Consider the following 22,332-nt stretch of genomic DNA (forward strand, 5'->3'; position numbering starts at 1 on the left):
GCATAAGCCCAGCCAATAGACACTCACAAATGGAATCAATGTGATAGCGTAGACTGCACGAGAGAGATTCGTTTACGCCGCCTCTTTGGCTTCTTTGTTTCTCGCTCGCAAATCAAAGCCGTCCAACAGTAACAAAATGTCTGCTGTGTGTTTTCGCAATACCGACAACTCACCCGTTTTTTCCTTTTTAGTGATGAGATAGCGCTCTATCTCAAACAACCTCGCTAACAAACGCTCTAAATCTTTGGGCGAGTCTAAATTCGTGTTCGCTGGCAACTTATATGGTGAAGCCGCGAGCATTTTTGCTAATTCACTTGTTACTTTCTTGATGCGTACAGAAGTCATAGTTATGCCCACTCAGTTATGTATTAGAAAAATGTAGTAGGTCAATTGACTTATCAGCATGATCGAGATCAATGAAACAATCATAAACCAAACCTAAATCAGGTACTTACCTAAATCGTAGACAACTTTGAGCAAAGCTTCCTAGTACGTATGTATTACGGGTGCAAAAAAAGCCACCTTGATGGCGGCTTTATCTCTTTATGCTAGTTCACTGACTCTGTGAGTCATCTAACAAATATTTTTCTAACCACTGTTCTTGTTCCCACAGCACGTGAAGTAAGCTTTTGCGAGCGCGATAACCATGGGCCTCATAAGGCAGCATGACTAAACGTGCGTCCTTACCCAAGCCTTTCATAGCAGCATACATGCGCTCACTTTGCATGGGGAATGTGCCACTGTTAGGGTCTTCCTTGCCGTGGATCATCAGCATGGGCTCATTGATCTTTTCAACGTGGAAAAAAGGCGACATAGCAGCGTACACCTCCTGCCCTTCCCAAAAGTGACGTTCTTCACCTTGAAAACCAAATGGCGTTAAAGTGCGATTATATGCCCCACTTCGCGCGATACCTGTTTTAAATAAGTCGCTGTGCGCGAGTAAGTTAGCCACCATAAACGCACCATAAGAGTGGCCAGCAATGGCAATTTTATCTTTATCTGCAACACCTTTTTCCACCAACACATCAACCGCAGCTTGCGCGCTAGCAACAAGTTGTTTTCTAAAGGTATCGTTAGGCTCTTTACCTTCTACACCAACAATGGGCATTTTCGGGTCGTCAAACACCGCAATGCCTTTGGCAAGGTAGGGCATCGGTCCCCAATAGCCAATATAGGTAAACTCATAAGGTGATTCACGCACCTGTGATGCAACATTTTTGTCTTTATACTCAAGTGGGTACGCCCACATTAGCACAGGGATTGGTCCTTGATTGGCATCATAGTCAGCGGGTAAATACAAAGTCCCTGATAGCTCAACACCATCGTCGCGGGTATAACGTACTTGCTCTTTTTTAATGCCTTTAAACGCTGGATACGGATGCGGGAACTGTGTGATCTGCGTGAGGCTTTCTTCATTCAAATCACGCACAAACAAATTAGGTTGTTCGGTTTTAGACTCTCGTACAGTGATAAAACGACGCGCTTGGTCATCGAGTAAATCCACCACGCGTTCATAGTAAGGCGCCTCACTGCGCCACAGACGCTCAGTGCTGTTGGTTTTCACATCATATCTATCTAAAAATGGGATATTGCCTTGTTCTGAAGCGCCATCACCCCGTAAATAAATATAACGATCGCCTATGACCTTCATCACGCGAGCACCCAAATCATTGAGAGTGTAAATCGGGTCGCCTGGGTCTTTATATGCATCGTTGTAACTGCGTTCAGAGAACAGAACGGGTGTTGCATTGGCATTATCAGGTGCAATCACCCAAGTGCGAACTTGGCGATCGCTAAAGCGCCACTCTGACATCATCGCGACATTGTCATTGCCCCAAGTAAAGCTTGAAAAACGGCGCTCTGTTTTTGCAAACAGACTGGGGTCACGTCTAAATGGTGCGCTAAGTGTATAAATATGGTCGTGATAAGGCACGTCGGTTTTCATATCTCCACCATCTTGCGCCTCGGCCCATATGAGGGTTGCCCCCTTATCAGCGCGCCACTGGAAACGACGGGGGCCGGTACGCACACTATCAAAACCTTGCGGGATGTTATCAGCAAGGGGTTGCTTTGCCAGCACCTTGAGCTCATAGCCGCTCATGCCCCACACAGCCCATGTGCTAGCGAAACGGCTATAAGGCACCTGATACGAAAACGGCTCATCAAGAGATGCAACGAGAATGTTGTTGCTATCGGGTGAAATACTAAAGTTGCTGAAAAGCGCGGGCTTGCCAATGGCTGTAGCTCTGCCATCAAGGCTCACACGCATCAATTGACCTTGGCCGTAAAAAGCGAACAAGGCCTCATCATGTGGGCTCGTTAACAAGTTTTGGTAAGTACGCGCTGGCGCCTTTTCACCGGTTGTTTGCTGAATAACCGGCACCACAGTAGAGGCATTGTCTTGCGGTTGCTCCTTACCCATATTAACTGCATGGTTAATAATAAGTCCGCCGGCATCTGGCATCCAATAATACGGTGTTGCTGTGATCACAGAATTGAGTGCGTAGTCGCTGAGCTGTTTTAATTGCCTCGTTTTTAGGTCATACAGCCACAGCGTCGCCGCTTTAGGCGTTTCATAAACGAAGCTAAAATAGCGGCTGTCACTTGAGAACTGGGGCGATCGCACAATTCCGTCATCAAGATTTGAGACCGTAATGGTTGCTTCACTTTGCAAGGACTGAAAACTCAAGGCCGTGTATTTGTTGCGCACTCGTGAGCGTGAAAAATTATCTGAGTTGAGCTTAATACCAGCGAGTTTAAGCTCTGGCTTAGCTAACTCTTGTAAGCTCTCAACACGCCTACGTTCAAGCAAAGCCAGCCATTGACCATCTGGCGAGAGCATCGACCGTGGCGCAAGCTTGGCATCAACCACCTGAGCTAATTCTGGTGATGGCTCTTGGTAACCGTCAGATTGTGCCGCCTGGATTGGAGCTGCAAAAGCGAGCAAGCATCCCACAGTGGTGGCAAACGCTGCCGCAAACACCCCTGTGGTGAAGTCATATTTCATAGAAAACCCTTTATTATTTTTGTTCCTGTCGCACACAGTTTAACGCGGCCACTGAGGGTAGCAACTTATTGTCGATAAAATGAACATGCCAACCTTATTGGGCATAACGCTGAGCAAGCGCTAAGCCAATACCGCGATTGGCCCCAGTTATGAGCACTGTTTTCATTGTTTACTTGTGTAAATTGGGCTCACGGATCAGCGCTAAACCTGCTAATATACAGAGCTGGATCAACGCATTACAAGACCATGGCCAACACAGCTTCTCGCCCTAGAATCACGATTATAGACGTTGCACGCCAAGCAGGTGTGTCTAAGTCAACGGTTTCCTTGGTGATTAACAATGCTGATAATGTCAGTGCCAATACCAAAGAAAAAGTTCGCCAAGCGATGGCTGAGCTAGGTTATGTGTATAACCGCGGGGCGGCATCGCTGCGCGCAAAGCACTCGACCCAAGTCGCCATTGTGCTTCCATCTTTTACCAGCGCCGTCATGAGTGATTTAGCACAGCAGCTGCAACAAGGCGTATTTGCCATGGGCTACGTGCCTATGTTGTTGTGCAGTGATGACAATACAATCACCCAAAAACAGCTCATTGAACGCCTGCAAGAAGCCAATGTATCGGCCATTATTCTGTGCCCTGCAACCAATACCGATGTTAACTGGCAAAATAGTCTGCATCACCTCGGCATTAAGGTCATCAACGTCTTGCGTGAAGTGCCTTTTAGCGAAGCCCCCTGTGTTTTAGCCGATTGTAAAAGGGCCGCATTCATTGCCACAAAAGCGCTGGTTGATGCTAAGTGCAACCCAACACTAATGATTGGCGGAACCGCACATAGGAGTGACTATGAGCAATACTGCCAAGGCTATGAGCAAGCGTTAGCGCAATATGGTGCATTATCGTCATCCCTGATGCTACCATGCCCCCTTGATAGGCGCGCTATTATGGATATGATTCCACAGCTCATTGCTCTGAATAACCGCGAACAAGCGCTGGGACTTGTATGTTATAGCCACCTTGTGGCGCAAGTTTTAAGTGATGAATTAGCTCACCATGGCTTACTCGCTGGCAAAGACTTCAAGCTCATAGGGTTTGGTGATCTGCCTGATTTGGCATCGCGACACATACCTTTGAGTGCAATCTCTTTTAACACCCAAGACATTGCCAGACACACGTTAGACAACCTAAACGCCTTGCTCCAAGGGAACAATGTAGCAAGGCGCACACTTATTGATGTTACCCATATAAAACGAGCGTCGTGTTCATGACCCAAGTATTAGTAATTGGCTACGTATGGCCAGAGCCTAACTCCTCCGCAGCAGGGACACATATGATGTCGTTGCTCACACTATTTCGCAGCCAAGGTTCGAGTGTCGAGTTTGCATCTCCCGCGCAACGTACCGAGCATATGGAAGACCTGAGCTCCCACGGTATCACTAGCGCTGAGATTAAACTTAACTGCAGTAGCTTTGATGACTACCTAAAGAAGGTGCAACCCGATATTGTCATGTTTGACCGTTTTATGATGGAAGAACAGTTTGGCTGGCGAGTTGATACCTATGCACCTAACGCATTGAAGATACTCGATACCGAAGATTTGCAGTGTTTACGTGGCGCTCGCCATGACGCGCACAAGGCGGGCAGAGCGTTTTCACCTAGCGACTTGCATACTGATTTAGCCAAGCGCGAAATAGCGGCGATTTTACGATGCGATGTAAGCCTAATTATCTCAACTTATGAAATGCAGTTATTGCGAGAGGTGTTCAAAGTAGAAGATGCGTTGGTACACCACCTGCCCTTTTTGGTTGATTTAGATTCATTGCCAAAGCACCCTCGCGCATTCGACGAACGCCAACACTTTATGACCATAGGTAACTTTCGTCATGCCCCTAATTGGGATGCTGTTTTATATTTACAACAAATATGGCCGCTTATTCGTAAGCAACTCCCCAAGGCTGAGCTGCATATTTATGGCTCTTACCCTCCACCTAAAGCGACCGCTTTGCATAACCCAAAAACAGGGTTCTTGATCAAAGGCTGGGCCGACGACGCCCTAGATGTTATGAGCAAAGCTAGGGTGTGCCTAGCTCCGCTTCGTTTTGGTGCGGGCATAAAAGGTAAACTCTTGGAAGCGATGATCACCGCCACCCCATCAGTTACCACAACCATAGGTGCAGAAGGAATGCACAAAGAGTTACCTTGGAATGGTGAAATACATGATCAACCGCAGCAATTTGCTGATGCAGCGGTGCGCTTACACCAAGACTATGACGCCTTTACCTGCGCACAACGCCAAGGCCGAGCTATACTTGAGCAAGTATATGATAAGCAAGCATTATCACTGGTTTTGTTAGACAAGATAGATAACTTACGAGGCAATTTAGCAGCACACCGGCAGGCTAATTTTACTGGGCAAATGCTTAAGCATCACACCATGCGTAGCACCCAATATATGGCGCAGTGGATTGAAGCAAAAAATTCATCAAAAAGTTGATGGAAATCAGTAGACATCGGATGTGATGACACTACAATGCCACGCTTTTGGCGGCCATGGCCAACTACATTATTACCGAGGACCCGTGCGTGGAAGACGCGATTTTTAAAGAAAAACGAAAATTCATCGTTAAGTTAGGCAAAATGCTGCACAAATACGGCACGCCAGCTTATCGTTTAGAAGCGCACTTACTTGAAGTAGCCACCTACTTAGAGCTGAAGTCTTCATTTGTTATGTCACCAACCTCTGTGACTTTTGTGATCTGGACTGAAGGCCATGAAAACGAATACACCCACGTAGCGCGTGTAGACCCAGGCGACCATGACCTCGGTTCGCTGGCCAATACCGACGAAGTCGTCAACTCGCTGCTCAAAGGTGAATTAACCATCAGTGAAGCTGACAAACGCCTAGATGAAATCGCCGTGATGCCAGCGCCCTACAACAAACTCACTACGGCTACTGCTTTTGCTATGTCTGGTGGTGCCTTTGCAATGCTCATGGGCACCAGCTGGAATGATGTTATATGGGCGGGAGTGTTAACCTTGGTGGTGTACTTGTTTGTACTGTGGTCAACCATGTCACGACGCGTTGCCCATATGCTTGAGCCATTGGTTGCTGTGGTATCAGCTATTCTAGCCTGTGCGGTCAGTGTGTATCTTGACCCATACATCAATATTCGGCTGGTGGTGCTATCGAGCATCATCGTATTCATTCCCGGCTTGGCACTGGCACTTGGTCTTGCTGAACTCGCGGCGCGACATTTGGTGTCGGGTACCGCGCGAGTCATGGACTCGTTAATGCTGTTGTTCAAACTCTATTTTGGCGCATTCATAGGGATTGGCATTGGCTTTGCGCTATTTGGGCAGGCTGATTTCGTAACCCCTGAGCCACTACCAAAATGGACTGCTTGGCTCGCTATTTTCCTGCTCTGCTCGTCGCTGGTAGTCATTTTTAGAACAAAAATGAAGCACGCGTTATGGTCTTTAGCTTCTGGCTTTATCGCCTATGGTGCAAGTATTGGCTCAGCTGCCTACCTAGATTACACCTTAGGGACATTCGTTGGCGCACTTGCAGTAGGCGTATTCAGTAATTTATTTAATCGCATTGTGAATGCCCCTGCTTCAATTGTGGCGATGCAAGGACTCATTGTGTTGGTTCCAGGTTCAAAAACCTATATCGGACTTAACTCTTTAATTGAAGGCCAAGACTTTGTGTATGCCGATCACATAGGTCAGCAAACATTCTTGATTTTTATGTCGCTCGTGGCGGGATTAATATTCGCCAACGTGGTGATGCCACCGAAGAAGAGTTTATAAACTTTGGGCTTGAATTAATATAATAGCGATGCCCTCTTGTTGACATTATGGATACACTACGTTTATGGTGTCAGTCAATTTATAAACCTTAGATAAAGGATTAACTAAGTGAATAAGTTTATATTGTCAGGCCTACTGCTCTCTACAGCTGTGTTTGCGGAACAAAATGCATATTTGTGTGATAGCTGTGTGAGCATAGATGCAGCGAAACAAGTCGCTAAAACTTTTAGCCCCTCGCTTAAATGTTCACCTACCTTTAACGAAGATATCTATTGCTATTCAGATACTAAGAACATAACTCTCATTGACACAACGAGCGGTCAATCATACTCTTTTAATGTCCATCATAGTGATGTCGCACCTTGGCCAATATTAGCGCAGGAAATTCCTGTTAATTCGGATACGGCATACGCATATCGTGAAATCGCAAAAACCCACTTCGATTTATTACAAGCAATAAAAAATGCACAAACGCAATCCACCAAGCACTATGACGAATATGCTGACACGTCATATTCGAACTCCGCTACTTGCCCCCAAATAACAGCGCTAACAACTTTAACCGATCCAGCTAAACTGAATGCTTTAAAATCAAATATTACAGCTTCTATCGAACTCTCAATGTCTCAAATCAATCAACAAAATGTTCTCCCTGATTCTACGAGTGAGGGATACTCTCTTCAGTTGGGACCCATAAGTTACTCCGCTAACAAACTACCAACCACAAGAGAGCAGGCCTACGTTGTGACTTATGATGATTCAGAACGACCAATGCCCATAAAAGATGTGTTAGCGTTCGAGGTGGACATACTCGGTTATGATAGTAACAACAAACCTGTTTTAGTGCTTTCGGTTAGTGATGCTTCCAGAGTTGCAGGTTATACTCTTCCTGGTTTGAGAGGCGACTACGGAGCTATAGAGGTTGACAATACATGTGTAGAGAATAACTTAGACAGACTAACAGAGGCTGGGATCATATCTAAAGAATCGGAGATAATCGGTGGGAGCTTTGAGCCTAGTTGTAAATTGGTACAATTTTACCAGTCTGGAAAGCTTTTGTACCGCTTTAGAGTTTGCGGATGATTCCATCTTGCCTTAGCAGTAGGCGTATTCAGTAATTTATTAAATTGCATTGTAAATGCCGATCACATAGGTCAGCAAACATTCTTGATTTTCATGTCGCTAGTGGCGGGGTTAATATTCGCCAACGTGGTGATGCCACCGAAGAAGAGTTTATAAGGCAAGCATCATACACGGGTATTGCTTGCCTTGAGGTTTAACTTTTTGTTAGAGCTTCGCAAGAAGCTCTTGATTTACCTGATCAATACCGACCTCAGAGATACGTGCAACAATTTCCTTTTGTTTTGCATCAAGCAACGAAATCCCTTCAGCAACAAGGTCATACACTCGCCATGTACCCTGCTTGTCTTGACGTAATTTAAAAACGATGTCGATGGTTGGTTTACCCGACTCCACTATTTCTGTTTTGATAGATGCAAAACCATTACTTGATGGTGCATTAGGCTCAATAAAGCGCACTTCTTGGCCTTTGTAACTCATCAATGCATTAGCGTAAGTTGCACCCAAATAAGATTCCACAGACTCAATGAACGCCAGTGCTTGCTCTTTGTTTACCTCGCGGACATGCTTGCCCAATAACTTGAACGACACAAATTTGATGTCGATGTGAGGGATCAATTGTTGCTTTACTAACGTACGCAACTGCTCTTTTTTCTGCTGCTCTGGTACGTCAATTTTTGCAATATCAACAAATAACTGCTCACCTACTTGCTTTAACAGCGTGTAAGGCTGTGTTTGTTGTGCGTTACTAACACCACTGAAAATAAAGGCAAAAATAAAAATCGCTGGAAAAATAAACGTTCGAATGCTCACCAAAATACTCCGCAATTGAGATTAGGGGCGCATCATAAAGGAATCTCTAAAGCATGATAAGTAACAAATTTGCACATCTTAGACTTTATTTATGCACACAGTAGCTACGCCTTTAAATATAGCAAGTAGTTGCCAAAATGATGGGACATATTACACGCGACAAATAACTGTGCCCTGCTGCCATTATGATGCCTTTGAGATTGATATCCCGTTATTGATCCCGAATATCGCTCCCCCTATCGCAAACACTAGCATTGCGACATTGGATTTGTAGAATATGACCCACACCTAACAAGTGAAGGACAGACATGAAACTACTAAAAACAACTCTGGCGTTGGCCATTGGGTTTACAAGTGCCAACGTACTTGCCAATGACACCATTACCGTTGAAGACATCCCCAAGATTAAAAGTGTGATCCAAACGGCTGTAAGCCCAGACGGTGAACATGTTGCATTTACTCGCTCACTACCACGTGAACTCTACGTTGAAGAGAATGGCCTTAACTACAGCGAATTGTATGTAGTAGACGATGAAGGCTCTGAACGTCCTTACATTACTGGCAAAGTAAATATCAAAAGCATCAGCTGGTCGGCTGATGGTAAAGACATTTACTTCCTAGCGAAAATGGCCGATGACAAGCACACTGCGCTGTACCATATTCCTGTGGACGGTGGTCAAGCGCAACAAGTGATGGCGCTCAAAGACCGTTCGATTTCAAGCTATGAGCTGAGCCCGAATGGCAAGCAAGTGGCGCTGCTTGCAATGCCAGCAAAAGACAAGTCTGAGAAAGAGCTTAAGAAGCTCGGTTTTATGGCCGAAGTATACGAGCTTGGCCTAGATGATAAACAGCTTCACATTGTTGACTTAGCTAAGTCAGACAAGCCTCTTAGCCCAGATGCGATAGCGATTAAAGGCTACGTGAGCGACATGAATTACTCAGCCAATGGCGAGAAGTTACTTGTTAAAACGCAACCTACGGCACTGATTGACGACAAATACACCAAGTCACAATGGCACCTATTTGATATTGCAAGCAAGCAAGTCACTATGTCATTCAAGACTGAAGGTAAGCTTGACGGTGCAGAACTTTCACATGATGGTCGCTATGTTGCCATTCTAGGCGCTGAAGATAAGCACGACCCAGCGACTGGACGCTTATTCCTTGCTGATACTGAATCTGGTGAAATCAAAGAGTGGCTGCCGAATTTTATGGGCCACATCAGTGATTTCGAATGGTCTAATAACAGCAATACTCTGAACTTTGTAGCGCAGGTAAGCCCAGAAAGCTTCATTGGCCAAATCAAAGTAGGCTCAGGCAAATATAAAAAGCTGGTCAAAGAAGGCAAATTTATCGCGGGTTCTCTGAGCATTTCTGACTCAGACAAAACCATTGCATTGCGTGCAAATACTGCTAAACACCCAAATGAAGTGTTTATGGTGCGCGGCACTAAAGCGACCCGCCTTAGCGATTCAAACCCATGGTTGAACGACAAGCGTTTTGCTAAGCAAGAAGCGCTGACATTTAAAGCACGTGATGGCGTTGAAATTGGGGGCGTGCTTGTTTACCCACTCGATTATGAAGAAGGAAAACGCTACCCGCTGATCATGGCGGTTCACGGTGGCCCTGAAAGTCACGACAAAAACGGCTGGACGACCAGTTACTCAGATCCAGGTCAGATGGGTGCAGCGCGCGGTTATGCCGTGTTTTACCCAAACTACCGAGGTTCAACTGGTAAAGGCGTAGACTATTCAAAGCTTGGCCAGAACGACTACGCGGGCAAAGAGTTTGACGATCTCGTTGATATGAAGCAATACCTTGTAGATATGGGTCTTGTTGATACCAATCGTGTTGGTATCACAGGTGGTTCATACGGTGGTTACGCATCGGCATGGGGCGCAACGAAACTCACAGAGCATTTCGCTGCAAGTGTTATGTTTGTAGGCGTGACTAACCAGCTGTCAAAGTTTGGTACTACGGACATCTCTAACGAAATGTATCTTGTACACGCACGTTCGTACCCTTGGGAAAAGTGGCAGTGGTACCTAGAGCGCAGCCCAATCTACTGGGCAGGCCAATCTAAAACGCCATTACTTATCATGCATGGTAAAGACGACCCTCGTGTACACCCAGCGCAATCAATGGAGCTATATCGCTACATGAAAGTGCAAGGTAAAGACGTACGTTTGGTTTACTACCCGGGTGAAGGCCACGGCAACCGTAAAGTTGCGGCTCAGTACGACTACAGCCTGCGTCTAATGCGTTGGATGGACAATTACCTGATGGATGGCAACAAAGAAATGCCTGCATTCGAAATTGACCATGCTGCAAAGCTAAAAGCGGTGAAAGACGCTAAAAAACAAGACTAATCTGTGCTAACTACCAAACAAAAGCCACCTTTTCTATAAGGTGGCTTTTTCTATATTGCTTTTCGCTCGACGATACTGGGCTGACTCGCCTTGGCATGGTAATGGGTGACAAATTCCATCCCTAAGTACTGAGCAGTTAACCTAAAAGGCGCCACAAACGCATCTAGCCCTGCGCCATCATTGCTAGTTGATAACACAGACATATTTTTTTGTCGTAAGCGTCGCAGTTCCACCTGCAAGCGTTCATCGTTCAAGTATTGGGTGAGGCGATCAAAAAAGTTACGGTGTGTTACCGTGGTGTTATACCAATAAACTGGCGATGCAAACACCCAATGCTGATACTCCAGCAAATGCACCATCAAACTAATAAAGTCATCATCATAATCATCAATGTCGTATCGGTATGGTTTAATCTCGTAGTTGTCTAAATGAATGATATTTGCCTCAAGCTGCTCGGCCAATGCTTGAGCGGCTACATAGGTATTGCCTTGCTGCCGCGCACTACTAAAAAGAATAATGTGCTCAGTCATGTGTGTACCGACGGTTAATTTAACAGTAGACTCACTGTAAAACCTAAACTTAAGTTAAGGTCAATAGGACTATGACATTAGAAGCAAACTTATCAGTGGGCACAGTGGCTAAACGAGCCAATGTTGCCATATCCGCCCTGCATTTTTACGAAAAGAAAGGATTGATTCGAAGCTGGCGCAATCAAGGTAATCAAAGGCGCTACAAGCGCGACGTGCTTAGGCGCATCGCTGTAATCAAAGCTGCACAGAAAATGGGGATAACCCTCGAAGAAATAAAAGAAACCTTGGGCAAACTACCTGAAAAACGCACCCCAACTAAACAGGATTGGGAGTTAATGTCGCGCCACTGGCAGCGCCAACTTGATGAGAAAATAGCATACATGCAACGTGTTCGTGATTATGTTGACGGATGTATCGGCTGCGGCTGTTTAAGTATGACAAAGTGCCCTATGTATAACCCCGAAGACACTTTGGCAAACGTCGATAAAGGGGCTGTGTTACTTGAGCATCCTGACATCAATCTTTAATCCACAACATTGAGCTTTTGCAGTTGGCTAGGTGCCAACAAACAACGGATTGATAATGACCAGCATGTGAGTTACATAAAAAAGGCCAGCTTTAAGCTGGCCTTATAATTTTTTATGACTGCTTAATTAGAAAGTCACGTTTACGTTAGCATAGAAGCGACGACCTACAACATCGTAGATTGCTTCGTTACCACCGCTCGCCTGAATGTATTCTGGCGGAAGTTTATCAGTTAGGTTACGTAGACCTAGGTCAACTTGCATGTTGTCTGTTAGCTGATAACGAGCAGCTAGATCGTGAGACACGATGCTACCAACGAATGCTGGAGATAGATCCTCTGGAGAATCACCTTCAGGTGATACATCGAATCGAGCTGAACGGTCAGTGTAACGTGTAGTCCATGTAAGGTTTAGGTCTTCCCATGAATACTGAACAGTAAAGCGACCTTGCCACTCAGGGTCACCAACTTCGCCATTTTCCACGTTAACTTTGTCTGGACGGTTTTGGAATTCAAAACTTTCTAGCTCTAGTAAGTGGTTGATGAATAAGTTGAAAGTCAACTCACCTTCAAGATCAAAGCTGCTCAAATCAGTGCGGTAATCAAAGTCAGCATCGATACCACGTGTAGTTAGTGCAGCTGCATTCAAGTAACCAGAGCGTACTAGCTCAATATCGTATGTCGTTGGATCACGGTCGATTTGGTTACAGAAAGATGCATCGAACCCTCCTGGGGCGTCAACACAGTTATCAGCAATGCTTTGAGCAGAGATAAATGAAATTGCATCTTCAATTTCAATGTCGTAGTAATCTACTGTCATTGAGAAGTTTTCTGCAAATGTTGGCGTCCATACGATACCCGCCGTGTAAGAAGTTGATTTCTCAGGCTTAAGGTCTGGGTTACCACCACTTAATGTATCAATACTCACGTTATCGTTAGCTTGGAAGTCAGCAGGGATACCAAGTGCCGCACAGTTAGCTGCACGGTTCGGGTTATCACCGATGTTATCCGCATCACATGGATCTGATACACGACCGAAACCTGGAGATACAGGAGAAAACGCTTCAGCAATGTTAGGAGCACGTTCAGCTTCACCAACTGTACCACGAATACGAATGTCATCGAACGGTTGATACATTAGACCTACTTTCCAAGAGCTACTAGAGCCTGTGTGTGAGTAATCTGCCGTACGGTATGCAGCGTCTAGTGATAGTTCTTTGGCAAAAGACATACCAGCAAGGATAGGCAAGTTAATCTCAATAAAGCCTTCTGATACGTCATACTCACCGTATGAATCTGGTGTAGCAGCTGTAGTTAGGAAACCTGCTTTAGCAAACTCATCAGTGATAGTTGCTGAAGTTTCTTCCCTGTACTCGAAACCAGTCGCGATACCGATAGGACCACCTTGAAGCTCGAAAAGCTCTGCAGTGTCAAATGAGATGTATCCACCGATAACTTCCTGAGTAATTCTGTCTGTGCGTGTAACATCAGCACTTACCCAATCTTTTGCGGCTTCAGACGCTTGGTCATAGCCAAATGGGTTGTAAGGAGCACAGTCACCACCGTTTACACTTGCAGGGTCAGTGTAGCCTGCACCTTGCGCAGAAGGAACTTGGCTACGACATGCTGCTTCGCCTGTTGCAGGATCGATAACAGCATCAAGCGCTGCTACGAAGTTATCAGGGATTAAATCGTTCAACGTGTTACGTACGTTGTCTGTGCGACCAAACACATAATATGTATCGTATGTGAAGTCAGTTTCGCTCAGAGTGAACATGCCCTCAAAGCCACCAACAAAGCGGAACAATTCACGCTTGTTTGCCGCGCTTCGGTTACCTAGTTCACCAAAGAATTTAGAGAAACGAACTACGCTTGCGCCTTGGTCAAGAAGATCTTGACGTAACGTTTCATCAAGATAAGGGTTATCTTGAACATTGATCACAACATTACCAAAGCGGAATGAAGGCTGGAACTGCTGCTTGATGTCTGAACGTACAAATTTAAAGTCACTGTAAAAAGCGTGGTTGTCTGTAAGGTCAAACTTGAATGTAGAGCCAACTGTCGTTTTGTCTAGATCAGGATAAACGTTCTCATAGTCCTGAAGTTTGAAGCAGTATGCACAACCGTCAGGGAAGTTACCAAACGCAAAGCTGTTAGTGTATTGGCGCTCTGGCATCAAAACAGGTGTACCATTTGCATCAAATGTCCAAATTGAACCTGCGGCACCAAATGGATTAATTACACCATGCTCACTGATACGCTCAGACATAAGGTTCGGAACAGTAATACGGTCTGGAATACCATCTTCTTCGCCCGTGTCATTCGGGTTGATTACACTACCGTAGTTATTTACTTGACGAATATCATTCGCCATGACTTCCTTGATGCGGTCTTTACCTGCGAAGAAAGTTACGTTACCGCGACCATCGAAAATCTCACCACCACCGATGATGCTGAAAGAGTGGTTCTTTGTACCTACGCCTTCTGTTGAGTTACCAACAGAACCATTGAATTGGAAGCCTTCAAAGTCGTCTTTCAGAATTACGTTTACTACACCAGATACAGCGTCAGAACCATAGATTGCTGATGCACCACCAGTGATGATTTCAACACGTTCAATCAATGCCGCAGGAATCGTGTTCAAGTCAACTTGAGCACTACCCGGAGCACCTGCTACGTGACGTTTACCATTTACTAGAGTCAATGTACGTGACGCACCTAGACGACGCAAGTCTGCAGATGTTACACCTGCTAGTGCGTTGCTATTGTTATTACCGATCAAGGTATCAGTAGAACCGATAGCTGGTAGTTCAGCAAGCACGCTTCCTAAGTCTGGAACACCAGCTTGAGCGATGTCTTTAGCGCCAATCGTTACGATCGGAGCAGGCTGAGATAGCTTAGGTTTAACGATACGAGAACCGGTAACTTGAATTTTTTCTACTTCTTCTACGCGTTCATCCGCTTCAGCGGCAAACGCAGCTCCCGCTACCATAGAGCTGGCTAGCATCGAGCATTGAATAGCTTTTGTGATTATTGATTTATTAAACATATCAATTCCCTGAATTTGAACTTAGATGTATCGTAACTCAGCATTTACTACACACTAAGCCACAGTCAAAATAACATTTACATAACATCAGCTACATTTTCAACGAAAAGCGGCAAAATAACATCACGATTATTTGTAAAATGTAAATATATAATTACCCGAAGCAATATTTATCCAAAAACAATCTAAATAAAGCATACTGGTGAATTATTTATACATGAAAACCAAAATAACAAACATAAACACCTAACCTCCCCCGTGTTTTCGCACAACCACTTGATGAAGTTCATTAAGATAACAAATGGATACACTGTCTTCGAGCATTGTTTACATCATGATTGATGCACATTATAAGATTCTCTATCGGGTTTAATGTTACTGGACAACAATATGATTACTGAGGCGAACTTATCAGTGGGCACAGTGGCTAAACGAGCCAATGTTGCCATATCCGCCCTGCATTTTTACGAAAAAAAAGGATTGATCCGCAGTTGGCGCAACCAAGGTAATCAAAGGCGCTACAAGCGCGACGTGCTTAGGCGCATCGCAGTAATCAAAGCTGCACAGAAAATGGGGACAACCCTCGAAGAAATAAAAGAAACCTTGGGCAAACTACCTGAAAAACGCACCCCAACTAAACAGGATTGGGAGTTAATGTCGCGCCTCTGGCAGCGCCAACTTGATGAGAAAATAGCATACATGCAACGCGTCCGAGATTATGTTGACGGATGTATCGGCTGCGGCTGTTTAAGTATGACAAAGTGCCCCATGTATAACCCCGAAGACACTTTAGCAAACGTCGATAACGGTGCGGTATTGCTTGAACATCCTGAAATAAAAAAATGACCTCATTACCAAAAGTTGCAACCTAACAACAGTTTATAGTATTGATAGTGACGGCCTCGTAAATAAAAACAAAAAGGTAATGCCATGAAAAAATTTGGTCCAGGGTTACTCGTCACAGCTGCATTCATAGGCCCCGGCACCATTACTACGGCATCGGTTGCGGGCGCGAATTTTGGTTTTGCACTGGTGTGGGCGTTGCTCTTTTCTGTGTTTGCCACAATCCTTCTGCAAACTATGGCCGCTCGTCTGAGCGTTATCTCAGGACTCGATTTAGCGCATGCTCTGCGTCGACATATCCATCACCCAACTATGAAAGCGGTTGCCATATTGTTGGTGATCAGTGCAATAGGCATTGGTAGCGCAGCCTATGAGGCAGGAAATTTAAGTGGCGCAAGTTTGGGCCTGCAAAGCCTCTTTACTTCTGTTGCGTCTTGGGTGTGGGTGCCGGTTATTGCTGCGCTTAGCGCACTACTGTTATTCAGTGGCATGTACAAACTGATTGAAATTGTTCTTATCTCCTTGGTTGTACTGATGGGCTTCGTTTTTGTGAGCACACTGTTTATCGCGGCTCCCAATCTTACGGATATACTCGGCGGCCTTACACCAAGCTTGCCTAAGGGCTCCATCATAACTGTTTTAGCACTCATTGGTACCACCATAGTGCCATACAACTTATTTCTACACTCAGGCGTCATCGCCAAAGAAAGCCAGCAAGATAACAATCAGCAAGGCGCTATCAAAACACACACCACTGACACCATCTTATCCGTTGGTGTTGGAGGGTTGATCACACTTGCGATTATGGCCACCGCAAGCGTTGCCTTTTTTGGACAAAACCAAGGAGCGCTGAGCGCTGCTAATATGGCAAAGCAACTCCAACCACTTCTTGGTGATAATGCACAATACTTTTTCGCACTCGGATTGTTCGCAGCGGGGTTAACAAGTGCCATCACCGCCCCCATGGCAGGCGCTTACGCTGTGTGCGGAATGTTGGGCTGGGAAATGAGCATCAAAGATACGCGTTTTAAGCTCATAGCCTGTGCTATTTTGGTGTTCGGCACCTTGGTTGCCAGTCTCAATTTAAATCCTATCGAGGTGATCATCTTTGCCCAAGCGACTAATGCATTGTTGCTGCCAATTGTTTGCGTTTACTTGTTGTGGCTTGTAAATAACAAATCTGTCATGGGCAGATTTAAAAATACGCTTGCCCTCAATGTTGTAAGTGTTCCTGTCGTCCTTACTATCTGCGCCCTCAGTGCGTACAAGTTGTTGTCGCTCTTTTGATTTTGTGCAAGGGAAAACAGGTTTGCGAATTTCACGTGTACACTCTAATACATATTTTCACTTGTATGTTATAGCTTTGTGAACCACATTTAGTAGTATTAAAAACCCATATGTAGCAACCACCTATGAAATATTTCAGCCTTGTCTGCTTATTGTTTTTTAGCCAATTCATCCATGCTGGTATGGAACTGGACCCTAAGCTTAAGGTCTTCGAACCCTACCTTGGTACATGGGAAGCAACATTTGCAATGGCCGATGGGCAAGCTGATTTAGTTGATGTCAGTAGCTGGGAGCGGGCTTTAAATGGGACCGCAATACGAACCAAACACAGCATTAATGAAGGGGTTTATGGTGGTGAGTCGTTTATTTTTTGGGATAAAGACAGTGAACAGCTCGTTTTTTATTACTTCACAACCGCAGGCTTTTTTACTCAAGGACAGCTTGAGATATCAGAGGACGGATCATTTGTCGCCTACGAGGATGTATCAGGGAGTGAAGAGGGGATCACACAAGTAAAATCGACCAGTACATTTGTCGATGGGAAGTTTGTCGTTGCCACTTCATACCTAAAGGAAGGCCAGTGGACAAAGCCTGAGCAACGTACCTACACACGCTCTAATAAGAGCGTAATTTTTAAATAAGTGTGCACATGGAAGAAGTAAAACAAGATGTTCTCATTCGAAAAGGCAACTACAACGATGCTCACTTTATAATGGCATTGCTCAACGAGCCTTCATTCATCAAGCACATAGGTGACAAACAGGTCACCTCTGAACAAAGCGCGAAGGAATACATCGACAACACCTTCATTAAACCGCTAGAAAATAATATCGGTGCTTATATGGTGACATTACCCGATGGTACGCCAATTGGTATGGTGGGCCTATTTCAACGCCCCCAACTCGATGCCCCGGATCTGGGGTTTGCATTGCTCGAACAGTATCATCGTAAGGGCTTGATGTACGATACTTGTGAGCTCTTTTTGAGCAACTATACACAGCGCTGGCCACACCTATACGCTGTTACATCACACCACAATAATGCGAGTTTTGCGTTATTAAACAAACTTGGATTTTCGCAAATAGGAGAGGTAACACTTGATGGCCAAAACGAGCCATCTCGTTTGTTAAGATATCAATAACACCCAGTATCTTGCGTCATAATAATAAGGAGAAGCCATGCGCAGCACATTGTTAACCATTGCCCTGAGTGCTTTGGTATCAACCAGCAGTTTTGCCAATAACAGTGATTTTAAAACGGCCTACAACAACTACATCAATGCTATTGAATCTGGCCAGCCTGCAAAGGAGTATGCAAAGCAAGCATATGAATTAGGGCTGGTGAAATTTGGTGACAATGCCCAAAGCACAGCTAATTTAGCCGTAAATTATGCCAATGCGTTAAGCGCTATTGATAAGCAAGAGCGCGTACAACGCGAAGAACTGTATGAGCAAGCAATCGATATCCTCTCCCAAACCAAAGGAGAGTTGGATATTAGCTTGCTCGACCCATTATTGGGGCTAACCGAGACAACACGCCGTTTTTCTATCGCCGAAGACAGTACTGAGCGTGCTGTAGAAATTGCCGAGCACACCAAAGATGATGCATTCATAGCACAAATTAAATTAACTTTTGCCGAAGCATTACTGAAAAAATTCAGTGATAAAAGGCGCAGCATTATCAAAGAGTACCTAATGGATGCGCAGCAATATTATGCGCACAATCAGGTTGAAAACAGCCTTGATAATGTAAAAGTTAACATGTACTTAGGGGTATACCATAGCCGTTTTGGGAAATTAGCCACCGCTGAAGGCCACTTAAACCAAGTGATCAAGGTGTTTGATGACAATCTTGATTTTGACCACCCCCTTGAACTACAAGCCCACTCTTTGCTGGTTGACTTATATGAAGACAAAGGCTTAAGCGAAAGAGCGACTAAACACTGCTTGGCGATAGCACAAATGACTCCGTGGACGGATGATGAAGAACAAGTCCCTCTCTACCGTGTTCACCCCTCACCGTCTATCTCAGCTTGGCAAAGTACAAAAAAGGGTGAAAAGATAGCTGTAGAGCTCGAAATTACTGTTGACCGAGCAGGATTTGTCACAGATGCCAATGTGCTTTTTGCACAGGGGCACGTTGGCTTTAAAAAAGCAGCCCTTGAAGCCATCGAGAAATGGCGTTATGCGCCAAAGTTTGAAAATGGTAAACCCGTTGAAGCAAAGACTAAGATCCGGTTTGACTTTGAGTTGGGCTGATACCCTAAGCCGGATTGATTTGTGCGGTTGCATTGATAGCAATGTAATAAATCTGTCATCTTGCTGATGCATAATTAACCTCATACAGTTAATCATCAGCAAGATATGTCGCAGTTTCGATCCCCTTTAGCGCTTTTTACACTTCGTCACGAACAGCAGTTGAGTCAGTTTGAAAGTATGACCCAAACTGTGCAAACGCTCGGTGGCTCAGGTGTTCCCGTGCAGCTTTTATGTCGCTTGCCAAGTAACACCTGCGAGGGTGATTATGTGCATGCCAGCGTTACATTCAGCCACCAGCGCGGGGCTCTCTTAAGCGCTAAACACGATATTCAAGAGCGCGATATCGGCAGCGGTATGATTGCTATGACATTATACTGCCGCACAGATGTGAACACCGCACAGCTCAAAGGCTCAGCACTATTGCAATTGAATTTGCATGGTCGCCACAATATTATCAAAGAAAGCGCGCAATATACGGTCAATATTCACCCAGATGCGATTCACACATGCGCCACACCAGCAATACAACGTACAATGAGTGAGCGCCTAAAAAGCTATTGCCAACGTTGGTTTTGAGCTAGTCAGGAAAACTAATTTTGCCCATACTCACATTGGGCATGGCGCTGTTATGACTCATGCTGATCGGCCTCCCAGCCAATGTTTCATTAGCCAGCAAAGCAAATAACACGGCCTCCTTAGCATCTGGGTCAATACCCAAGTTGCCAAGTGAATACACCTTTACATCTGCGCTCAAGCGTTCATTAATTCGCGCCATCAACAAAGGATTGTGCAGCCCGCCGCCGCTTGCATATACACTGACATTACCATGTTCCAAAGCCAAACTATTTAACTGCTCAGCAACGCTGCATGCACAAAATTCTGTCAATGTCGCTAGTACATCGACATGTTGTAGTGCCAGCGTGCTGCTTTGAGTTTGACATGCTCTGAGAAAGTCGAGGTTGAACACTTCAGGCCCGGTCGTTTTTGGCATGGGGTGTGCCAAATAGGGATGCGCCAATAGCGCCTTCAGCAACGCCCTGCTCACCGAGCCTTGCATTGCTAATTCACTGTCTTTATCGAAATACTTAGGGGCAAAATAGTGCTGCACATAAGCATCGAGCATGGTGTTGCTTGGACCAATATCTGCGCACACAGTGTCGCCCATCGCAGCGCCTTTACCCAAGTAAGTGATATTTGCGATGCCTCCAAGGTTTAACAAAACCCTGTTTTCGTGCTCACTGCTGAAGTAAAGATAATCTCCATACGCGGCAAGTGGTGCCCCCTCTCCTCCAGCTGCCACATGCTTTTGACGAAAATCACTGACAGTTAAAATACCTGTTGTCACTGCTACATGGCAGCCATCGCCAATTTGTAATGTCGCGTTTGGGTAGTCTGGCAGCTGATGTTGTTTTTGCGGGCAATGAAAAACGGTTTGACCATGACTCGCTATCACGTCGATATCCTCTGCGCTTACCTGCCATTGAGCCAAACATTCATTCACCAGTTGTCCATGCAGTTTACCTATCCAAGGGTTGAGCACAGTGAGGTGCTGTAAATCCACTTGGCGTTTCGCAAATACCTCTCTGACTCGTTGTTGATAGCCTTTTGGGTATGCGCACGTTTTAAAATGCCGTACCGTGATTGCGGTATTGCTACCAAAGCCAGTTACATCACACAAAGCGACATCGAGCCCATCCATTGATGTGCCGCTCATTAAACCGATAATGGTGCGTGTGGGTTTGTCAGCGAGTCGAACGAGGTTTTCAATGTGCGGGTGCATGCTCAGTACCTTGGGTTAGCCTATGGCCAATTTAGTGTTAAATTAACGGCAATACAATAGGGTATGGTGAACTTTGCTTTTTGTTTTTGCAGCGCAATTGGGGTGTTTGGGCTCAGCTAAAAGTCAATGTACGTCGTCAGGCCAAAGATGAAGCTCCCCCTAAGGGGTTGCATTACCTTGTGACAATATGTGGGCGATCGCTTCACTATTTTCAGTGATTGTCCTATTAAACTCAGCCATGAACGATTTGGAAGCGAGTTTGTGGCTTATCATAAAGTAGATATCTTCTGTCGCGAGTATGTCTGGATGTAATACGATGTCAGTTGCTGGAAACAAGTTGAGTAAATGTTGTGCTACGAACTTGTCTTCAAGACTCATATCCACTCTACCTGCAGCGAGCATTCGATAGCGCTGCAACGGCGCAGAGACATCGACTATCTGACTGGCATACTGTTCACTGTTTAGTATCGCGTTTACTCTAGGGCCATAATAAGCTGCTGCGTTGAGAACCAGCGATCGCTTTTGCGACAATAAATCCTCAAAACGTGCATGGGTATCCGATACCTGCCGTTGCCGAATCATCATCCGCACCTCTTCAACACGATATGGCTGTGAATAAACACCATATTTTAGCCTTTGCGCGGTATAACTCGCTCCGGGCACAATATCAATGCGCCCAGCTTCAAGTTCAGTAAGTAAGCGCACTGATGATGGCAATCTAACGTAGTGCACACACTTATTCAGCTTTTCGAACAACATTGTCACAATTTGCACGTCAGTGCCCGTAACAAAATCATTGCTCAACTCAATATACGGCGGCCAATGCGTGTTTACGCCCAATTTGATAGGTGTTGTACATTTTGCAAACACCAAACAGGGCAGTAGCAAGGTTAGACAAAAGATAAGGCATCGAAGCATGAGGTTTACAGAGCCAAAATAAAAAATCATCAACAAGGGACTAGAGATAACCAAATATATCTAAATG

General features: G+C 45.1%; 19 protein-coding genes and 1 pseudogene. 13 read left to right on the forward strand and 7 right to left on the reverse strand.

Annotation, left to right across the window (positions count from 1 at the left end; genetic code table 11):
* Window positions 1-72: 72 nt before the first annotated feature.
* Complete coding sequence (locus AAEU32_RS11095) at window positions 73-345, reverse strand: hypothetical protein (RefSeq protein WP_421970590.1); 273 nt, start codon at window positions 343-345, stop codon at window positions 73-75.
* Window positions 346-553: 208 nt separating this feature from the next.
* Window positions 554-3,007, reverse strand: a complete 2,454-nt coding sequence (locus AAEU32_RS11100) for a S9 family peptidase (RefSeq protein ID WP_421970591.1) — start codon at window positions 3,005-3,007, stop codon at window positions 554-556.
* Window positions 3,008-3,253: 246 nt separating this feature from the next.
* On the opposite strand from AAEU32_RS11100, the gene AAEU32_RS11105 reads away from it, so the two are divergent.
* The 5 genes and pseudogenes from AAEU32_RS11105 to AAEU32_RS11125 all read left to right on the forward strand — a co-directional run.
* Window positions 3,254-4,273 carry a LacI family DNA-binding transcriptional regulator gene (locus AAEU32_RS11105; protein WP_421970592.1) on the forward strand — a complete coding sequence of 340 codons (1,020 nt, stop codon included), beginning with the start codon at window positions 3,254-3,256 and terminating at the stop codon, window positions 4,271-4,273.
* Window positions 4,270-5,499 (forward strand): glycosyltransferase, encoded by a 1,230-nt coding sequence (locus tag AAEU32_RS11110; RefSeq protein WP_421970593.1) that lies wholly within the window; start codon window positions 4,270-4,272, stop codon window positions 5,497-5,499. Before AAEU32_RS11105 ends, AAEU32_RS11110 begins: the two co-directional genes overlap by 4 nt.
* A gap of 56 nt (window positions 5,500-5,555) precedes the next feature.
* Complete coding sequence (locus AAEU32_RS11115) at window positions 5,556-6,815, forward strand: threonine/serine exporter family protein (protein WP_421970594.1); 1,260 nt, start codon at window positions 5,556-5,558, stop codon at window positions 6,813-6,815.
* Between the two features lie 108 nt (window positions 6,816-6,923).
* Window positions 6,924-7,898: a hypothetical protein gene (locus AAEU32_RS11120; RefSeq protein ID WP_421970595.1), complete on the forward strand. Its 975-nt coding sequence runs from the start codon at window positions 6,924-6,926 to the stop codon at window positions 7,896-7,898.
* 9 nt (window positions 7,899-7,907) lie between these two features.
* Window positions 7,908-8,054 (forward strand): annotated as a pseudogene (locus AAEU32_RS11125) (threonine/serine exporter family protein); the annotation flags it as partial.
* A 48-nt stretch (window positions 8,055-8,102) separates the two neighbouring features.
* Here the strand turns inward: AAEU32_RS11125 and AAEU32_RS11130 are convergent.
* Window positions 8,103-8,711: an MlaC/ttg2D family ABC transporter substrate-binding protein gene (locus tag AAEU32_RS11130; protein WP_421970596.1), complete on the reverse strand. Its 609-nt coding sequence runs from the start codon at window positions 8,709-8,711 to the stop codon at window positions 8,103-8,105.
* A gap of 305 nt (window positions 8,712-9,016) precedes the next feature.
* On the opposite strand from AAEU32_RS11130, the gene AAEU32_RS11135 reads away from it, so the two are divergent.
* A complete protein-coding gene (locus AAEU32_RS11135; RefSeq protein WP_421970597.1) occupies window positions 9,017-11,077 on the forward strand; it encodes a S9 family peptidase in 2,061 nt (686 codons plus the stop codon).
* Window positions 11,078-11,127: 50 nt separating this feature from the next.
* On the opposite strand, the gene AAEU32_RS11140 is transcribed toward AAEU32_RS11135, so the two are convergent.
* Window positions 11,128-11,607 (reverse strand): flavodoxin family protein, encoded by a 480-nt coding sequence (locus AAEU32_RS11140; protein WP_421970598.1) that lies wholly within the window; start codon window positions 11,605-11,607, stop codon window positions 11,128-11,130.
* A 71-nt stretch (window positions 11,608-11,678) separates the two neighbouring features.
* On the opposite strand from AAEU32_RS11140, the gene soxR (AAEU32_RS11145) reads away from it, so the two are divergent.
* Window positions 11,679-12,134, forward strand: a complete 456-nt coding sequence (gene soxR, locus AAEU32_RS11145; protein ID WP_421970599.1) for a redox-sensitive transcriptional activator SoxR — start codon at window positions 11,679-11,681, stop codon at window positions 12,132-12,134.
* A gap of 126 nt (window positions 12,135-12,260) precedes the next feature.
* Here the strand turns inward: soxR (AAEU32_RS11145) and AAEU32_RS11150 are convergent, their stop codons facing one another.
* A complete protein-coding gene (locus AAEU32_RS11150; RefSeq protein WP_421970600.1) occupies window positions 12,261-15,179 on the reverse strand; it encodes a TonB-dependent receptor domain-containing protein in 2,919 nt (972 codons plus the stop codon).
* Between the two features lie 390 nt (window positions 15,180-15,569).
* Here AAEU32_RS11150 and soxR (AAEU32_RS11155) point away from each other — a divergent pair, with 390 nt between their 5' ends.
* From soxR (AAEU32_RS11155) to AAEU32_RS11180, 6 genes are all read left to right on the forward strand, one after another.
* Window positions 15,570-16,025, forward strand: coding sequence for a redox-sensitive transcriptional activator SoxR (soxR, locus tag AAEU32_RS11155; RefSeq protein WP_421970601.1), 456 nt, complete (start codon window positions 15,570-15,572; stop codon window positions 16,023-16,025).
* Window positions 16,026-16,109: 84 nt separating this feature from the next.
* Entirely contained in the window at window positions 16,110-17,309 is a 1,200-nt protein-coding gene (locus AAEU32_RS11160; RefSeq protein ID WP_421970602.1) for an Nramp family divalent metal transporter, read from the forward strand.
* 125 nt (window positions 17,310-17,434) lie between these two features.
* Window positions 17,435-17,950, forward strand: a complete 516-nt coding sequence (locus tag AAEU32_RS11165; protein ID WP_421970603.1) for a hypothetical protein — start codon at window positions 17,435-17,437, stop codon at window positions 17,948-17,950.
* Window positions 17,951-17,958: 8 nt separating this feature from the next.
* Window positions 17,959-18,450 carry a GNAT family N-acetyltransferase gene (locus AAEU32_RS11170; protein ID WP_421970604.1) on the forward strand — a complete coding sequence of 164 codons (492 nt, stop codon included), beginning with the start codon at window positions 17,959-17,961 and terminating at the stop codon, window positions 18,448-18,450.
* Window positions 18,451-18,487: 37 nt separating this feature from the next.
* A complete protein-coding gene (locus AAEU32_RS11175; RefSeq protein WP_421970605.1) occupies window positions 18,488-19,567 on the forward strand; it encodes an energy transducer TonB in 1,080 nt (359 codons plus the stop codon).
* A 105-nt stretch (window positions 19,568-19,672) separates the two neighbouring features.
* The gene (locus AAEU32_RS11180) at window positions 19,673-20,143 is read left to right on the forward strand and encodes a hypothetical protein (protein WP_421970606.1); all 471 of its coding nucleotides are present in this window, start codon (window positions 19,673-19,675) and stop codon (window positions 20,141-20,143) included.
* 1 nt (window position 20,144) lies between these two features.
* Here the strand turns inward: AAEU32_RS11180 and AAEU32_RS11185 are convergent, their stop codons facing one another.
* Together AAEU32_RS11185 and AAEU32_RS11190 are read right to left on the reverse strand one after the other, a co-directional pair.
* Window positions 20,145-21,347 (reverse strand): anhydro-N-acetylmuramic acid kinase, encoded by a 1,203-nt coding sequence (locus tag AAEU32_RS11185; RefSeq protein WP_421970607.1) that lies wholly within the window; start codon window positions 21,345-21,347, stop codon window positions 20,145-20,147.
* A 159-nt stretch (window positions 21,348-21,506) separates the two neighbouring features.
* Complete coding sequence (locus AAEU32_RS11190; RefSeq protein ID WP_421970705.1) at window positions 21,507-22,106, reverse strand: substrate-binding periplasmic protein; 600 nt, start codon at window positions 22,104-22,106, stop codon at window positions 21,507-21,509.
* Window positions 22,107-22,332 lie beyond the last annotated feature (226 nt).

The organism is Pseudoalteromonas maris (assembly GCF_049257235.1).
Lineage (GTDB): Bacteria > Pseudomonadota > Gammaproteobacteria > Enterobacterales > Alteromonadaceae > Pseudoalteromonas.

Coding starts and splice junctions, on each gene's coding strand:
- AAEU32_RS11095 (WP_421970590.1), bottom strand. CDS start 345: ATGACTTCTGTACGCATCAAGAAAGTAACAAGTGAATTAGCAAAAATG.
- AAEU32_RS11100 (WP_421970591.1), bottom strand. CDS start 3,007: ATGAAATATGACTTCACCACAGGGGTGTTTGCGGCAGCGTTTGCCACC.
- AAEU32_RS11105 (WP_421970592.1), top strand. CDS start 3,254: ATGGCCAACACAGCTTCTCGCCCTAGAATCACGATTATAGACGTTGCA.
- AAEU32_RS11110 (WP_421970593.1), top strand. CDS start 4,270: ATGACCCAAGTATTAGTAATTGGCTACGTATGGCCAGAGCCTAACTCC.
- AAEU32_RS11115 (WP_421970594.1), top strand. CDS start 5,556: ATGGCCAACTACATTATTACCGAGGACCCGTGCGTGGAAGACGCGATT.
- AAEU32_RS11135 (WP_421970597.1), top strand. CDS start 9,017: ATGAAACTACTAAAAACAACTCTGGCGTTGGCCATTGGGTTTACAAGT.
- AAEU32_RS11140 (WP_421970598.1), bottom strand. CDS start 11,607: ATGACTGAGCACATTATTCTTTTTAGTAGTGCGCGGCAGCAAGGCAAT.
- soxR (WP_421970599.1), top strand. CDS start 11,679: ATGACATTAGAAGCAAACTTATCAGTGGGCACAGTGGCTAAACGAGCC.
- AAEU32_RS11150 (WP_421970600.1), bottom strand. CDS start 15,179: ATGTTTAATAAATCAATAATCACAAAAGCTATTCAATGCTCGATGCTA.
- soxR (WP_421970601.1), top strand. CDS start 15,570: ATGATTACTGAGGCGAACTTATCAGTGGGCACAGTGGCTAAACGAGCC.
- AAEU32_RS11160 (WP_421970602.1), top strand. CDS start 16,110: ATGAAAAAATTTGGTCCAGGGTTACTCGTCACAGCTGCATTCATAGGC.
- AAEU32_RS11165 (WP_421970603.1), top strand. CDS start 17,435: ATGAAATATTTCAGCCTTGTCTGCTTATTGTTTTTTAGCCAATTCATC.
- AAEU32_RS11170 (WP_421970604.1), top strand. CDS start 17,959: ATGGAAGAAGTAAAACAAGATGTTCTCATTCGAAAAGGCAACTACAAC.
- AAEU32_RS11175 (WP_421970605.1), top strand. CDS start 18,488: ATGCGCAGCACATTGTTAACCATTGCCCTGAGTGCTTTGGTATCAACC.
- AAEU32_RS11180 (WP_421970606.1), top strand. CDS start 19,673: ATGTCGCAGTTTCGATCCCCTTTAGCGCTTTTTACACTTCGTCACGAA.
- AAEU32_RS11185 (WP_421970607.1), bottom strand. CDS start 21,347: ATGCACCCGCACATTGAAAACCTCGTTCGACTCGCTGACAAACCCACA.
- AAEU32_RS11190 (WP_421970705.1), bottom strand. CDS start 22,106: ATGTTGTTCGAAAAGCTGAATAAGTGTGTGCACTACGTTAGATTGCCA.